The organism is Butyrivibrio sp. FCS014, assembly GCF_000526935.1.
In the GTDB taxonomy this organism is placed as follows: Bacteria; Bacillota; Clostridia; order Lachnospirales; family Lachnospiraceae; genus Butyrivibrio.
In genome coordinates, this window is sequence record NZ_JAHA01000019.1 from 1,037,580 (window position 1) to 1,054,020 (window position 16,441).

At 49.2% G+C, this 16,441-nt stretch carries 11 protein-coding genes; 1 reads left to right on the plus strand and 10 read right to left on the minus strand.

All coding sequences use genetic code 11. The annotated features are described in order from the left end of the window. Positions 1 to 168: 168 nt before the first annotated feature. The 4 genes from T456_RS0117335 to T456_RS0117355 all read right to left on the minus strand — a co-directional run bounded on the left by T456_RS0117335 (position 169) and on the right by T456_RS0117355 (position 5,779). Positions 169 to 1,248: a peptidylprolyl isomerase gene (locus T456_RS0117335; RefSeq protein WP_024867269.1), complete on the minus strand. Its 1,080-nt coding sequence runs from the start codon at positions 1,246 to 1,248 to the stop codon at positions 169 to 171. Positions 1,249 to 1,387: 139 nt separating this feature from the next. Beyond that, positions 1,388 to 2,830, minus strand: coding sequence for an NAD(P)/FAD-dependent oxidoreductase (locus T456_RS0117340; protein ID WP_081749145.1), 1,443 nt, complete (start codon positions 2,828 to 2,830; stop codon positions 1,388 to 1,390). Positions 2,831 to 2,919: 89 nt separating this feature from the next. Continuing rightward, entirely contained in the window at positions 2,920 to 3,420 is a 501-nt protein-coding gene (locus tag T456_RS0117345) for a GNAT family N-acetyltransferase (protein WP_024867271.1), read from the minus strand. Positions 3,421 to 3,847: 427 nt separating this feature from the next. After that, positions 3,848 to 5,779 carry a subtype A tannase gene (locus T456_RS0117355; RefSeq protein WP_024867273.1) on the minus strand — a complete coding sequence of 644 codons (1,932 nt, stop codon included), beginning with the start codon at positions 5,777 to 5,779 and terminating at the stop codon, positions 3,848 to 3,850. Between the two features lie 266 nt (positions 5,780 to 6,045). Between T456_RS0117355 and T456_RS20610 the strand changes: the two genes are divergently transcribed. After that, positions 6,046 to 6,747, plus strand: coding sequence for a L,D-transpeptidase (locus T456_RS20610; protein WP_024867274.1), 702 nt, complete (start codon positions 6,046 to 6,048; stop codon positions 6,745 to 6,747). 361 nt (positions 6,748 to 7,108) lie between these two features. Here the strand turns inward: T456_RS20610 and T456_RS0117365 are convergent, their stop codons facing one another. From T456_RS0117365 to T456_RS0117395, 6 genes are all read right to left on the minus strand, one after another. Then, the gene (locus T456_RS0117365) at positions 7,109 to 9,103 is read right to left on the minus strand and encodes a 2-isopropylmalate synthase (protein WP_024867275.1); all 1,995 of its coding nucleotides are present in this window, start codon (positions 9,101 to 9,103) and stop codon (positions 7,109 to 7,111) included. A gap of 326 nt (positions 9,104 to 9,429) precedes the next feature. Beyond that, positions 9,430 to 10,836: an undecaprenyl-phosphate glucose phosphotransferase gene (locus T456_RS0117370; protein ID WP_024867276.1), complete on the minus strand. Its 1,407-nt coding sequence runs from the start codon at positions 10,834 to 10,836 to the stop codon at positions 9,430 to 9,432. 105 nt (positions 10,837 to 10,941) lie between these two features. Beyond that, positions 10,942 to 11,907 carry a glycosyltransferase family 2 protein gene (locus T456_RS0117380; protein ID WP_024867277.1) on the minus strand — a complete coding sequence of 322 codons (966 nt, stop codon included), beginning with the start codon at positions 11,905 to 11,907 and terminating at the stop codon, positions 10,942 to 10,944. A 76-nt stretch (positions 11,908 to 11,983) separates the two neighbouring features. Beyond that, positions 11,984 to 13,471 (minus strand): glycosyltransferase family 2 protein, encoded by a 1,488-nt coding sequence (locus T456_RS20615; RefSeq protein WP_024867278.1) that lies wholly within the window; start codon positions 13,469 to 13,471, stop codon positions 11,984 to 11,986. Positions 13,472 to 13,487: 16 nt separating this feature from the next. Continuing rightward, a complete protein-coding gene (locus T456_RS0117390) occupies positions 13,488 to 15,224 on the minus strand; it encodes a phospho-sugar mutase (RefSeq protein WP_024867279.1) in 1,737 nt (578 codons plus the stop codon). Positions 15,225 to 15,401: 177 nt separating this feature from the next. Beyond that, on the minus strand, positions 15,402 to 16,436 hold the full coding sequence (locus tag T456_RS0117395; protein WP_024867280.1) for a hypothetical protein: 1,035 nt from the start codon (positions 16,434 to 16,436) through the stop codon (positions 15,402 to 15,404). Positions 16,437 to 16,441: the final 5 nt, after the last annotated feature.

A 16,441-nucleotide genomic window follows, 5' to 3' on the forward strand; every position in this document is an offset into this window, starting at 1 on the left:
ATAAAATGATTGGCCAAAAACTACCGGCCAAAAACTACTACCTATAGAGTGGACACATAGCACACTATTCCCATCAGAATCCTGATGATCTCATCCCAAAACAAAAGCCTGGTGCAATCCTTCTAACATCGAATTACACCAGGCATTCACTATGAATTCATATACCTCTTAGTTAAAGTACTTCTGATAAACCTCCATGAGGCTCGAAGTGCTCACTCCACTGTCGCCGGACAAGCTGATGGAATCCCACAGCTTGTGGTTCAGCTCCTTGGTGAGGGTTGCGACGAAGGCATCGTACTGTTCGCCGAAAACCTCCTTTTTCCTCATCTCCACAATCTTGACCTTGTTGGCCTCGGTCTCCTCGCGGTTAAAGGTGCTGATACACTTGATGATCACATATCCGTCCTCAACCTCGGTGATGCTGCTGACTTCCTCGTTGCCGAGATTGAAAGCAACGGCCTCGTACGCACTGTCCTTCTCTCCCTTGCGAAAAGAAATAGTGCCCTCATCCGCCTCGTTGTACTGGGCCATCAGCTCGTCGAAGCTGCCTCCCTGATTGAGTTTCAACATGACATCCCTGGCAAGGCTCAATACCGCGCGTTTCCTGTCATCGGAAAACGGAATTTTCTCCCCGGAAGCATCCAGGGAATAGGTCTTAAAAAAGATCTGCTCAACAGTTATGGTTCTGGCTTCATCGTCGCTGATCTCGGGATTGATGTCCCTGATGATATAGTCGTAGAGCCTGTCTGCAACAGCCTGCTCCTTGTAAATATCAGCGATTTCCTCCACTGTGACGTTGTTCATGGCCTCTATGTCTGCCTCTGTCAGAGTGCCGTAGTACTCTGCCGCTGCGGTTTTTGCCAGTTCTTCATCGCCATCTTCCAGCTCTATTCCTGTCTCTTTGGCCAAAAGATTCATCACTTTAATCTGGGCAATCTTGGCAAGAACAGATTCTTTAAGTCTGTCTTCCACCGTACCGCTGTCGGTAACCGCACTCCAGATCTCGCTTCCAAAGGTTGACTCATATCCTGTCCTGGTATTTACCAGATAAACCATGGCCTCCGTAAGAGAACAGGTGGAATCCTCGATGCGAAATACCTCGTCATCGGAAAAGCCTGTGGTGAACACCACCTTGCGCTCAAGGGCTTCCGACGAGCATCCTGTCAGAAGAGCCGTGGCCGCAGCCACAGCTCCCATGATTGATATCGCTCTGTTAAGTTTTTTCACGATAGTCTTAAAAATCCGCAAAAGATATGCTCCTTGCTAAAGGTGCTATTTTAAAAGTTTTCCCGGGCACCGCGCCCGCAAGCGTCAATTTTTCTTCGCCCGTAAACGCCAATTTTTCTTTGCCCGCAAGCGCCAACTATTCCGCGCCCGCAAACGTCAATTATTCTTTGCCCTCAAGCGTCTTGATAATGCTTCTTGCAACGCAAAGTCCGTTGGCCGAAGCCTGCTGAAGACCTCTTGTTACACCAGCCCCGTCGCCGATGGCGCGAAGTCCCTTAACGCTGGTCTCAAAATCCTTGTTAACTATTACCTTGTTGGAGTAGAACTTAACCTCTACGCCGTAAAGAAGGGTCTCATCCGAAGCAATGCCAGGGGTAACCTTATCCAGAGCCTGGATCATCTCGTCAAGATCCACCATGATCCTGTGAGGGAACACCAGAGAAAGGTCGCCGGGAACCGCATCCTTAAGAGTAGGGATCAGGTTGTTCCTGCAAAGGCGCTCCTCGGTGGTTCTTCTGCCTCGCTTAAAATCGCCGTAGGTCTGCACCAGAATCTTGCCGCCGCAGAGCATGTTTGAGAGCTCTGCGATCTTCTTGCCGTACTCGATGGGAGTCTTGAAGGGCTTGGTGAAATTCTTGGACACCAGCAGGGCAAAGTTTGTATTGTTGGTCTTAAACTCTTTTCCCTTATAAGCGTGTCCGTTAACTACTGCAAGACCGCCATCATAATATTCCGTTGCAACTTCGCCGGAAGGATTGGTACAGAAAGTACGCACCTTGTCGTCGAAGGTAGGTGTGTGGTAGATGAGCTTTGCCTCGTAGAGGTTCTCGTTGAGGAACTGCATGACCTCGTCCCTGACTTCGACACGGACGCCCACATCAACGGTGCCGGGCTTGGTCTCGATGCCGATCTCCTCGCACTTGTCCTTGAACCAGTCAGCGCCTTCACGTCCAACGGCACTCACTATCTCTTTTGCCATGTAGGTCTCACCCTTATCGGTGGTGACACCCTTGGCTACGCCGTCTTCCACGATGAGGTCCGTAACCATGGTGTTAAACTCGATGGTCACGCCCTTGTCCAAAAGATGCTGCTGCAGCTTGCCGTAGATCTTGTAGCCCTCCTCGGTTCCAAGGTGTCTGATGGGGCACTCCACCAGCTTAAGGTTGGCGTTGATGGCTTTGCGCCTGATCTCTCGAATCTCAGCCTCCTTGTCGATTCCGTAAACGCTCTTGTCGGCACCAAACTTAAGGTAGATCTCATCGGACTCGTGGATGAGGTTTGTGGCCTCATCGTAGCCCAGGATCTCGGGGAGATTGCCGCCTACATCAGGGGAAAGAGAAAGCTTTCCGTCCGAAAATGCACCGGCGCCCGCAAAACCTGTAGTGATTGAGCAGGGCTTACAGCCTGCACAGGTCTTGGTTACACGCTTGGGGCAGTTTCTCTTCTCGATGGATCTGCCCTTCTCGATGATGAGAACCTTAAGGTCAGGTCTCTTTTCCATGAGCTCGTATGCGCAGAAAATGCCGCCGGGGCCTGCGCCGATTATGATAACATCAACATTATTTGCCATATTTTCTTCTCCATTTAAATAGTACTGATTCATGCGCCGCGCGGTCCGGCTCCTGCCATAACTGCCCGGGATGCATGACATACTTATTGAGGTATTAAGTATACCATATACGGCAGGGGAATTCACGCCAGCTTCTCGAAGGCGAGCCTTGGGGCGTCGTCCTCCTCAACATAGATGGTCCCGCAGCGGACGAATCCCAGCTTCTTTAGCATGTTCTGCATGACATAGTTGTCACCATGGGTGTCCATGCGAAGGTGCCCGCACTGCCCAAATGCCCATTCCACGCAAAAAGAGCCAACGCCCTTCCGGGAGCCGTCTGAAGCAATCCTGTGTACCACACCGTAGGTGTCATCTCCGATCCAGTCGCCCTCTGTGATATCCAGATAGCAGGGATCAATCTCTTTTCCCCGGTCAAAAAAGAAAGCGCCCACCACCACGCCTTCGTCATCTACGCAGACGTAGCTGCAGCCTTTATCTATGTCTTTCCTGATCAGTTCTTCCGGTGGCCAGTTCCTCGGGCCCCACTGGCTGGGGTTTCCGTGCTCTGCCATGAATTTCCTGGCGTGGGCGTAGATGTTCATTACTGTGGGAAGGTCGGATAGGGTTGTCTTTCTTATGTTCATGGGATTATTTTGCTTTCTGTTCTCCTGATTAAGTCGCTGCTTGATTGATCAAATTAGTGTTTGCCTGAGCAAATTACTCTTTCATGTCAAATCACTCTTTACTATCGTACACAGCGGCGTTTACGTCAACCTATTCTCTGTACTGAATAACGGGAATAATACCTTGCCACAACACCCGCCACAGAGCCCACACACCCCCTGCCCCGCGCCGCACAGCCTTTGTCCCCTCTTCAGGGCAATAAAAAACGGCCTTGCGGCCGGATATTTTGGGAGGATGGGCTGCCAACGCGTTGACAGCCCGTTATGAAAAAGAAATTTAGTTTTTTCTCGTTGCTCTTTCTTGGTTTTTATAATACAATGCACTCTTTGCCGTTCCTTAAACAAAATGTGAATGAATTGTAACAAAGCCCTAAAAAGAAAATTAACTTTATTCAGACTCAGCAGCAACGCACTCATTTACCCACTCAATGAAGTTACTTGTAGAATCGCCGCTTCTTTCTGCCATGGTGTGCTCCTGCCCCCATACAAAACTGTAGTCAACGTCCGAGCCGTAATTCTGAAGTGCCAGCACCAGGTTTGCCTCAGTGTTAACGGCGGTGTCACTCTGCCATATACCTGTGTTTATGCGGAAATACTTGGCAACATTTGATGTCTTGTATCCATCAGAGCCGGAAAGCAGATAGTACAAGGGTGAATACATATTGAGCCTGTAGTCAACGGTGTGTCCAACAGAATCCTCTGTAGAAAGGTCCTCCGCAAAATCAGATGCATAGTCCGATCCAAGTTTCTCAAGGACTTCTGCCAGCATTGAATCAAAGTGCGCGCCCTGTCCGTCGCCATACCCAAAGAGCGTATTCTCGCCCTGGGATTCATCCAGCTGATCAAAGGCTGCGATGCCCTTGGAAGCGGTTTTTACAGCTTCGGCAAAGTCGGAAATACTTGTGATCTTAGCGGTATTGGTAGTCTCGTCATAGGTTACCCAGGTTCCGTTGGCATTCAGAGCATCAATGTAATCCTGTGCAGTCTCAAAAGTGCCTGATATAGAGACTCCTGAACTGTTTTCTGTTCTTGAAATATCATCTATAGCCGTGAAATCAACGTCATCCATGTTTCCTTCGGGTGTGCTTGCAAAATCGCCTTTGCCGGTGTTGTCATCACTCTCCCCGCCGGGACCTCCGCCATTACCAACTTCAGCATTACCGCCTTCAGCATTCTCTTCCTTGCCACCGGGACCTCCAAATTCTCCTTTACCTCCGGGGCCGCCCTGTCCCATTCCGGCATGATGTCCCTGACTTGAAGCATCCGCATCATAAGGAAATTCCGTGTCAGCAAGGAAATTGTTTAAAGACTCTTCAATAACGCTGACCATATATTCATAATATGTTCCTGCCTGATATCTGCCGTCATCGCTTTGTTCCAGTGTCAGCGCATTTCCTTCGCTGTCTGTAAGTCCCAGGCTGTTGATATACTCTGCATATGCCTCGGTAAGGCCATCAGAAATGCTCTGTTCCTCCTGTGTAAGATCGGATCTGGTCGTTCCCATCATCCACTCGTATGCTTCATCCGCAGAATCAAGGGATGTGATAGGGCACCACCCCTGAGAGCCCAGAACTGCGTCGCTGACGCCCATGACAGCTCCTATCTCTTCAAGATAATCATCATAAAGCTCAGAGTCTCCGGTCACGCCCAAAAGAGCCGACTGCGCCCCGCCACCTGACATACCAAACGAAAAGATACTGTCCATATCTCCCGCGATATTTCCTTCATTGTATCTGATGTAACGGATTGCAGCCTTAAGATCGGTAACTCCCGCAGGTGCTCCCGCATCTCTTCCGCGGCATCCGGCATGTACATATATAAAACCCGCGTCAGTGTACTCGGAAACACTGCTGTACTCTGTCATCGGGGACTGAGCCGCATATCCGGGAGTATTCACCGGAAAAACAATCGGAGCAGTTTCTGCCGTATATCCGTTCACCTCCGCTGTAGTGTTCAGAGTACATGTATATGTTCCATCACCGTTATCTGAAGCATCCATGTAGGCAGCGGGAACGATCACGGCAAGTTCCTCATAATCAGTATCTGCCGGATTCTCGCAGTATTGGATTCCAAGCTGGTAATATACATTGTCTTCTTCATTGTATTGCCATTTTGTGTTATCAATCTTCGACAGGTTAGTCACTATCTCCGATGTTTCATCTGCTTCTGCTTCCTGTAGAGATTCATCCGAAGTTTCGGTTTCAGCCAAAACATCCTGAGTGCTGCTTTCCGCAGACTGTGTTGACGCATTGCTTCCACATGCTGTAACGGCCACAGCTGTTCCCAGAATCAGTGCCGGAATAATCTTTCTTCTTATCATTGTTCAAGCCTCCTAAGCTATTCATATATGTGTTTTCCATTTGTTTGAATAACTCAATGATAAGACTCACAGTTAAAACGAAACTAAAATTAAAAATAAAAAAGGATAAATTTCTTTTTCTTCGGGAAAAGAGCCATCATTTACCGCAGAAGTCTCAAAAACCGCCCAACCGCCGATAGATTTAACACTCTTTTTAGAAAATATCGTCTATAATTTTTATTACAGAAAAGTCTAAAAAAGTATGAAAAGCGGGGCGATGATCAATCATGTTAAGTCATAACTGTTTCAACCACAAATCCAATAGCGGGGGTGCGGCAAGTCAGCGTATTTCAAGCTGCAGCAAAAAATCTCACTACATAACCGCATCCAAAAAACTAATATCTCTTGCGACTGTATTCGCAGTTGCAGCCATACTCTGGTGTTCTCCAACAAAGGCCTACGCCAGCGGGTTCGATCCTGTGTATTACGCGGAGCGATACCCTGATGTTGCCAATGCAGTTGGTACAAGCCAGAAGGCACTGATCCAGCACTATATTGACTACGGTGTATATGAAGGACGTTTCCAGAATGCTGCGGAGGAAGAGGCAGGGACACCGCTGAATACCTATATTGATATAAACCTGACCAATCAGACGGTCACCTACATTCTGGATGGTGAGCAGGTTCTCCAGACTCCCTGTGTAACCGGTGACGTAAGTCAGAACCGCGAGACTCCAACCGGCGTATTCGCAATCTACGCCCACATTCCCGGCCAATACCTTACAGGGCCTGACTGGCATGTATGGGTAGACTACTGGATGCCGTTCTACGGCGGTATCGGTCTTCACGATGCAACCTGGCGAGGAAAGTTTGGCGGAAACATCTACAAGACAGCCGGATCTCACGGCTGCGTCAACATATCTCATAAGGCAGCAAAAGAGCTGTTCAATATGGTAGGCATCGGTACCGTTGTGACTGTTCACGAATAGGAAAAGAGCTACAACTACCAGATTTTCTAATATTAGGCACACAAATTTGTCCCTTTTTATCGTATTCATGTGCCGCAGGCAATGTGTTTCATCTGCTTGCGGCACTTTTTTATTGCCTAATATGTGCCGCATATGAAAATGAATCAGATATTCAGCACATTTAAAGCCGTAAATATGAGCCGCACACAAATCACCCCATAGTTTTCGGCACATCAAAGCCAACAAACATGCCCAAAATATGAGCCGCAGTCCCGGAGATTCCGGGATTGCGGCTCATTCTCGCAAAAACAAATTCAAAATCAAATTAAAACTGTCCAGATACTCTTAACCATAGCACTCTCGCCAGGCCAATACATCTTTTTCACCTCGTGCTGCTCCTGTACTGCACCGGAGTCATACCGTATTTCTTCTTGAACAGTCTGTTGAAGTGCTCAACATTCTGATATCCTGCTGCCTCAGCCACCTTCTCAACCTTCATGTTGCCGTTTCGAAGAAGGGTGCTGGCCTTGTTGAGACGGATCCTCTTAACATTCTCCCCGAAGGTCATGCCGGACTTCTCCTTGATGTACTTGGAGAGGTAGGGCTTTGAAAGGTAGAACTGGCTGGAGAGGTCATCAAGGGTTACAGTCAGGTAATTCTCCTGGATGTAATTGATAATGGCATTGATCCTCTCGTCTTTGCTGTTCTTGATCTCTTTTACCGCATCTATCTGATTGACAGCGATAACCAGCGCACCGATGGATGACTTGATGATATCCTCATCTATTCCAACGCCCCAGAACTTCTGCCCGTTGTAGGTAATACCAACATATGAGCAGGCCTTGGAGGATGAACCCCTTGAAAGAGCATGCTCCTCGTAGTTTGAAAGCTCGTAGCTGATATTGAAGTACTGCTTGATGGCGTTGCTCACCGCATCGAGACGGCCGTTACCGTTGGCCTCAACGATGTGCTCCTTGTCGGCGTGAGCGATGGTGACCTCAGCAAGGATTCCGTCGATCTGCTTGAAGTGAACCTCGGGAATACGGAATACGTTGTCGTTGTGCACGTACTTATCCTCGAAGATCTGATAGATCCTTGCAGGTGAAAGCTCAGCATGCTCTCTGTCGGAGATATCCTTGATGGTATAGCTGATATCTGCCTGCATATCCTTGGGAACCATCATGCCGTAGTTGGTCTTGAGGATGTAGCTTACGCCGCCCTTTCCGGACTGGCTGTTGATCCTGATAACATCGCCATCGTACTCTCTTCCAAGATCCTTGGGGTCGATGGGCAGGTATGGTACGGACCAGATTCCCTTGTCCTTCTTCTGGTCGTGCCAGGAAAATCCCTTGGAGATTGCATCCTGATGAGAACCCGAAAAAGCAGTGAACACCAGCTGTCCTGCGTAGGGCTGTCTCTCGTAGATCCTCATTCTTGTGAGTCTCTCGTAGGTCTCGCCAACTTCCATGATATTTGAAAAATCCAGTCCCGGATCAACGCCGTGGGAGTACATGTTGATGGCAAGAGTTACGATATCCACATTTCCGGTTCTCTCTCCGTTGCCGAAAAGAGTTCCCTCAATCCTGTCAGCACCGGCAAGGCATCCAAGCTCGGCGTCGCTGACTCCCGAACCTCTGTCATTGTGAGGATGAAGGGAAAGAACCACCGCATCCCTGTACTTAAGATTCTTGCTGATGTACTCAACCTGGGTCGCAAAAACATGAGGCATTGCGATCTCAACGGTTGTGGGAATGTTGATGACTGCTTTATTCTTCTTGGTGGGCTTCCAAACATCGAGAACCGCGTTGCAAACGTCTACCGCGTAGTCAACCTCTGTTCCCGGGAAACTCTCCGGCGAATACTCAAAGGAGAAGTTACCTGATGTCTCTTTTGCCAGCTTATCAAGAAGCTTGGCGCCGTCCACAGCGATCTTCATGATCTCTTCCTTGCTCTTCTTGAAAACCTGCTCCCTCTGGGCAACGGAAGTCGAATTGTAGAGGTGGATGATGGCCCTGGGCGCACCCTTGACCGCCTCGAAGGTCCTCTTGATGATGTGCTCTCTGGCCTGAGTCAGAACCTGAACGGTAACATCATCGGGGATCATGTTCTTCTCGATAAGTGTTCTCGCAAACTCAAACTCGGTCTCCGACGCTGCAGGGAAGCCGATCTCTATCTCCTTGAAGCCAAGCTTAACCAGCATGGTAAAGAACTCCAGCTTCTCATCCAGGCTCATGGGCTCGATAAGGGCCTGATTGCCGTCGCGAAGGTCCACGCTGCACCAAATGGGCGGATGATCGACATAGTCCTTCTTAACCCAGTCATAGGTGGGCTTGGGAGGCATAAAATACTGACGCTGGTACTTCTCTACATTTTTCATAGCTGTTCTCCTCATTCTGCATATTTCGTATATTCCGCCGCTGTGCTCCTTTTGGGAAAAGAGCCATCACTCCCCGGGAAAAGAGCTATCACCCCAAGGTCAAAATCCATCGCCCGAGAAGCGGTTGACATATTTTATTGGCCAGCGGTTAAATATCGTCAAAATTGATTGATAGTAATTATGATATCACAATTTTGCGCAAATACATCATGGCAGAATTAATCTATTTCTTGATATTATTTAACACAAAAATAGCGCATGACCAAAGTCATGCGCCGTATCGCCCGGAATAAATATTCAAATGTATCACCAGAGCGCAAACCGTATCAATATGCGTTCTTGTTGACAAATCCGTGTCTTAAAGTTCCCAGCATGATCTTGAAATCGAAGACCATGCTCCAGTTCTCGATATAGTAAATGTCGTAGTCGATTCTTTTCCTGATGGAGGTGTCGCCGCGGTAGCCGTTGATCTGGGCCCAGCCCGTGAGTCCCGGCCTTACCTGGTGCTTGACCATGTACCTCGGGATCTGCTCCTTGAACTTCTCAACAAACTGCGGCCTCTCGGGTCTTGGTCCCACAAGGCTCATCTTCCCGGCAAAGATGTTGAAGAACTGCGGCATCTCGTCGATACTGGTCTTTCGAAGGAATCCGCCCACCTTTGTAATTCTCGGGTCGCCCTTGGTGGTCCAGCCCTTCTTCTCCTCGGCCTCGGTCTGAACCTTCATGGTCCTGAACTTGTACATCATGAAATGCTGACCGCCAAGGCCCACTCTCTCCTGCTTGTAGATCACAGGCCCCTCGCTGGTGACCTTAACTGCGATAGCCGCAGCCAGCATAACCGGCGAGAAAATGATAATGGCAATAAGCGAACCTACAATATCTACAAGCCTCTTCATCATCCTGTTAAGCGGATTGGTGAGCGGCACATATCTTATGTTAACAACGGGAATTCCCTGAACATCCTCAGTGTAGGGATTACTCGGGAAAAGAGACTGATAATCCGGGATGAACTTGGTGTGAACACCGGATTTCTCACACTCCGCCACCAGCTCCTCAAGCCTGTCGTAATCGTCCAGAGGCAGTGTGATGGTGATCTCGTCGTAGCTGTTGTTCTCAAGGTATTCGTTGAGCTGCTCGATCTTGCCGATGACCTTGATACCGTGATAGCTGGTGCCCAGGGGAACGAAGTCGTCAAGAACTCCGGCAATCTCATATCCCCACTGGGGGTTCTCCATGATCCTGCTGATGTAGCCTTCCGCAGCCCTGGAGTATCCCACCAGCAAAATGTGCTTGATGTTGTAGCCTTTTTTCCTGATAAATCGAAGGAATTTCCTAAGAAGCCAGTGTGCGATCGTAGTCAGCGTCGTGTTCATCACGAAAAATATGGCTATCATGGACCTGGAGAAGTCCGGCTGATTGATGATATACAAAACAACCAGGAAGCCTATAACGCCCATGACGTTGGCCTGAACGATGTCCACAAACTCGTCCCAGAGCCGCAGCGCCCTCCTGGAGGTGTAGAGCTGAACCATATAGTACAGCAAAAGATACGAGGGGATCAGATAATACAGCGCAGAAAAATAGACCGGCATGGAAAGTCGTCCGCCGGGTGTCTTGTCCGCAAATACTGATTCGAATTTCAAATAGTAGGACAGCGCGTAGGAACCGGCCACAAGAAGCCCATCCACGATCACGTGCGCCCTATTCAGATGTACCTGATTGTCCTTGATCACAATACTTTTCCATCTTTCCCCATAGTTACTAAATATTCTATACTACTTTCCTCTTTGGGGCAATCAGCATATTTCATGCCCCCTCCCCGGGAAAAGAGCCATCTATTAAACCGAAAGAGCCCGTCTTGCCAGGTTCACCCACAGCTCAATCTGGAGCCTGAAGGCATTCACAAGCTCTGTCTTTCCGAATAAGACTTTTTTGCCAAGGTTCTGTCTTATCTTCCTGAAGCCTGCCGCAAGGCCGCGGATATGGGCCGCGCCAAGACCTTTCCTTGAGTAAAAGACGTGCTTAATGGCAATCCCCGCAAGGATAAAAGGAAGATTTATAAAGATCTGGAAACCCAGCATGTTCTTGTAAATGAAGTACAGATTGTTTGCAGCGGTAAGCTCAACCTTGAATTCGTTGTACCTTGAGCCGCTGGAAGCACTGCCCGCGTGATACACGATGGCCTTTGGCTCCATCACATTGATATAGCCCTTGAGCCTTGCCCTGTAGCCGATATCCACGTCCTCAAGATAGCAAAAATGCGCCTCATCAAAGTACCCGACTGTCTCGAAGTACTCTTTCCTGTAAATAGCTGCGCCGGCGCAGGCGCTGGTAACGGACTCACGCCTTGAGAAATGCTCGTTGCTCTTATCTTTGCCCGGTGAAAAAGCCCATCCCAGGGTGCAGTAAAGATCCCCTGAATCATCGATATCGTGGGGATCCTGTATCTTCAGCATCTTAGCCTGGGCGGAAAAGAGCTTTCTCTTGTGATCCATGATCCTCAAAAGGCTCTCAACAGCCTTCTCGTCGCAGATGGTGTCGTTGTTAAGAAGGAACACGTACTCGCTGTCACAGGCCTTTATGCCCACATTCACCGCATGGGCAAAGCCGGTGTTCTCGCCAAGTTCGATGACCTTCACCTCGGGGAAACGGGTCCTTATGTAATCAGGGCTTCCGTCGCTTGAGCCGTCGTCCACCACCAGAACATCGAAGTTCAGGATGCTCTGCTTGCGAAGGCTCTTAAGGCAGTCCTCCAGATATTTTTTGCCATTAAAATTTGGAATTATCACTGTAAGTCTGTTCATGATGCAATCCTCAAAAAAGTCGCGGGCACGCTTTAGTCGCCGCTATCCCGCGTCCAGCCCGGCTATGAAAGCCGGCTCAAGTCCTCGCCGTAACTCCCGGGTCCCAAAGGGATCTGTAGCCCCGCTTCTTGAGCTCAGCGCCGAATTTAACGGAGAGCTCCGGAATCTTCTCCAAAGGGACCTCCGCATAAGCCGCCTTGGTAGTCTTGCCCGTCGCACTAGCCGCCTTGGCCATCGCATTAGCTTTCCCGGCCGCCGCATTAGCTGCCTTCGCATCCCCATAAGCTGCCGCCTTGGCTGCCACAAAAGAATCCACGTATTTAAGCCCTGTTGTCTCCTCAAAAAGTGGAATAAGCTCGGGCCTTACACTTATACATCTGATATCCACGGCATAGGCGTCCTGCTGCACCGCTGCCCGGTGCTGGAAACCGCCGCTGTAATCCGAAGGAAGTCCCGCGAACACAAGACTTTTATCCTTGAGATACATTCCGCCGCAGATACGGCTCTTTTTATCAAGAATTCTGCCGCCGACGCAGCCGATATCGCTCCTTTGGGAAAAGACCTCCGGCTCATAGTCCACACGGTAAAAGCCCAGGTGCTTTAAAGCTGATACTTTGCCGCCAACGCCGCTGTTATCCAGAAGATCCTGTATGGCACGGCCGCCGGCCTCGTAGGCGTAGGTTTTGCTGGCGGGATTGGCCGCGGTTGAATTCACATGGCAGCGCCAGTGATAGAGCACTTTGCCGATGTGCACGATCTGGTCGGAAGCCAGGGGCATGGAAAGCGCAGTCTCAGCGCAGGCCCGCAGCACAAGGTCAAAGTCCTGGGCGCCGTCAAACTCTGCACGTAGCCGCAGTCTCTTTATGATATCTGCTCTTATCACCGTAAAGTGACAGATGTAGTTGTTGGACAGAAGATAATCCATGTTAAAAGAGGGTTTGCCGTGATGCTCGTAGTAGCGCCCCTGTGCATCGTCAAACTTATCCTCATCCGAATAGATAAGGCGAACAGGGCATCCTGCGTACTTCACCAGCTTATTGGTCTTCATGCTCTTCCTGATGACGCGGTCAACCTCGTAGAGAGCATCGGGAGTCAGAAGATCGTCGTGGTCCAAAAGACCTATGTAGTCTCCGCCTGCCTGCTTAATACCAAAGTTCGTGTTGGCCGCGATCCCGTCGTTGCTCTCAAGGTGAAAATACCTGATCCGGGGGTCGTCTTTAGCGTAACCTTCGGCGGTCTGCAATGGCTCTTTTGACGCGTCTGCAAGTATAAGCTCCCAGTTGCCGTAGGTCTGGGCGATGACGGATTCTATCATCTCGCGAAGGTACTGCTCCGGGGTGTTGTAGAGAGGAACAACGATAGAGAACCGCACGAGGTTGTCCTTCTCCGCAAGAAGGCGGTACTCGGTCTTCTGCTCGTCCAGAACCTCTTTTGACAGAGGCCTGTACTCATACTTCTCCCCGGCGCTGTCGTGCACCCTCTCCAGGGCAGCAAAAAATGCGGCCCTGACACCATTGCGCTTTGCGTATGCAATTGTCTTTCGGACCGCATTTAATATTCCCATATGTTTAGCTCGCTTATTATATAAGTGCCTTAACAGCTGCTGTCAGCTCATCCTGGAGCTTAGCGGCATCGTCAAGGTTCTTGCCCTTAACGCCCATGTAGAACTTGATCTTGGGCTCGGTTCCTGAAGGTCTTGCACAGCACCAGGAATCGTTATCAAGCGCAAAGTACAGAACGTTGGAAGTAGGAAGTCCTGTGCTTCCCTCTGCTCCGGTCTCCATGTTGAGGGTCTTGCCGGTCTTGTAATCCCTGAACTCAAGGACCTTCCACTGGCCGAACTCCTTGGGAGGATTGCTGCGGAGCCTGTCCATAAGAGCTGCGATCTGCTCAGCGCCTTCCTTGCCCTTCATGGTGATGGCGTACTGTCCTTCCTTGTAATAGCCGTACTTCTCGTAGAGGTCGATCATGGCATCCCAAACGCTCTTGCCCTGCTTCTTGTAGAAAGCAGCAAGTTCGCAGAGCATCATAACAGCCACAACGGCATCCTTGTCTCTTGCGTGGGTTCCTGCAAGACATCCGTAGGACTCCTCAAGACCGAATACGTAGTTGTTGCACTGGCCGTTCTCCTCGAAGAGCTTGATCTGCTCGCCGATGTACTTGAAGCCTGTGAGAACCTCGATATATTTAAGTCCATAGCTTTCGGCAACTGCCTTGGCCATGTTTGTGGTAACGATAGTGGTAACAAATGCAGGATTAGCGGGCATTGTGCCTGTAGCCTGGCGCTCTCTTAAGATATACTCGCCGATCAGCATTCCTGACATGTTTCCGGTGAAAGGAACGTAGTCTCCTGTCTTTAGGTCTTTTGCATAAATACCGAGTCTGTCGGCATCGGGATCTGTGGCGAGAACGATGTCTGCGTCCTTCTCCCTGGCAAGCTTAAGAGCAAGCTCAAAAGCCTTGGGATCCTCGGGGTTGGGGTACTCAAGAGTTGTGAAATCGGGATCGGGCTCTTCCTGCTCGGGAACCACGAATACGTTCTTGAAGCCAAGCTCCTTGAGGACACGCCTTACAGGGAGATTGCCGGTGCCGTGGAAAGGTGTGTAAACGATGGTGAACTTGTCAGCCATCTCGTCGATAACATCCTGATGGATGATCTGCTTCTTGAGCTCAACCATGTACTTGTCGTCCAGTTCCTCGCCGAAGGGCACGTAAAGCCCCTGCGCGATGGCGTCTTCCTTGGACATGGTCTTAACATCGTGATAATCGGTGATGGCAACAACCTCGCCGATGATACCTGTGTCGTGAGGAGGTGTGATCTGCGCGCCGTCCTCCCAGTATACCTTGTATCCGTTATATTCAGGAGGATTGTGGGAAGCAGTAACCATAACGCCTGCGATGCATCCAAACTCCCTGAGTGCAAATGAAAGCTCAGGTGTGGGACGAAGAATATCGCTGACATATGCCTTGATGCCGTTAGCTGCAAGGCAAAGTGCAGTCTCATCGGCAAATTCAGGTGAGAAACGTCTGCAGTCAAAAGAAACAGCTACTCCCCTCTTTGCTGCGTCAGGGCCGCCATGTTTCTTGATGTAATTCGCCAGACCCTGTGTAGCCTTGCGAACAGTGTACTTGTTCATTCTGTTGGTGCCGGCTCCGATTACCCCGCGGAGTCCGCCTGTACCAAACTCGAGCTCTCTGTAAAAACGGTCTTCTACCTCAGCCTCATCATTCCTGATGGAGAGGAGCTCATTCTTGGTTTCCTGATCAAAATAATCATCGTTAAGCCAATATTCCAGCTGCTTTGTTGCTTCGCTCATTATCTTTCCTCCTTAAACAGCGCAAATTACATACCAAGTTATTATACCATAAAGCGACGAGCCGAGCGAGCATTTATGCTCATTCGGCGACCGCCTTTGATAACAGATGCTTTATATCTGTTATATCATGAAATATGGGTTTGAGGGAATCATCTCCACTCAAACCCATTATTTGCGTCACGTATTTTCTTTTATCAGCTGCTGAATGTTTTCATAGTCCACATCCCAGGACTCATAGCCCTCTTCTCCCCGGCGATCAGGGATGTCGAAGCGGGATTTCAGCTCTTTTCCCAGGTAATTGGTAAACTTTTCGGCGCCGCGGTAGTTCAGGTGCGATCTGTCATAAAAATCTGTCTCAAAATTGAGCCCTATCTCTTTGTAATCGTAGTTGGTACTATTGAACTCTATGTTGTTCATATTAGCGATTTCTTTGACACGGTTATATACCAGCTCATCTTCATTGGTAGTGATGTAAGGTGCCACCATGAGAAACAGCTCGATGTCATTCTCTTTGGTGAAATCAATGATCTTCTGGAGATATGTCTCCTGCTTTAACGACAGTCCGCCGCTCCTTTCCTGGTCAAATTCCGGCTCCTCCTGTCCCTGGGTCTCAAAGGCGGGAGCAAAACCCTTAAAGTTCTTCATTTCCGTATGGAGCGTCAAGGGATAATAAAAATCGAAAGGGGTAAGTTCCGAAAACCTGTCATGGTAAACTGCCATAGAAGGAAAATAATCATCTATCTTCTCACGTTCCACACTGATAGACAGCATCCTGAGCTTGTTTATCGAAAAGCGCATGCCGAGGATATTGGGCTTGATCCAATCATATTGGTAATCATCCTTATTATTTGCCAAGGAGTACAGATCCAGAACCATTACCTTGGGCTTCTGGTATTTGCAGAACTCCACCAGATAATGATAAGTGATCCACAAGGGCTGCTCAGCAGCGCTGTAGTCAAAAGACGCAATGCCGTAATCCTTCCACAGGATTCCCGTGTTTATATTGTAGTGAATGTGGCTTGACCCCATCATTACAACATCCACTGTATCCTTTGGCTGATAGTACATAGCCTTTGCCTGGTTTATCCCGTGATCGTTTTTGACGCTCATCACTCCGTCCCAGTACCAGAGTGACACAACCGTAAGAATGACAAACGCCACTCTGAGAATATTGTTTTTCTGTAAAAAGAGCTTTCGCATTCGTTTAATCATTGGTA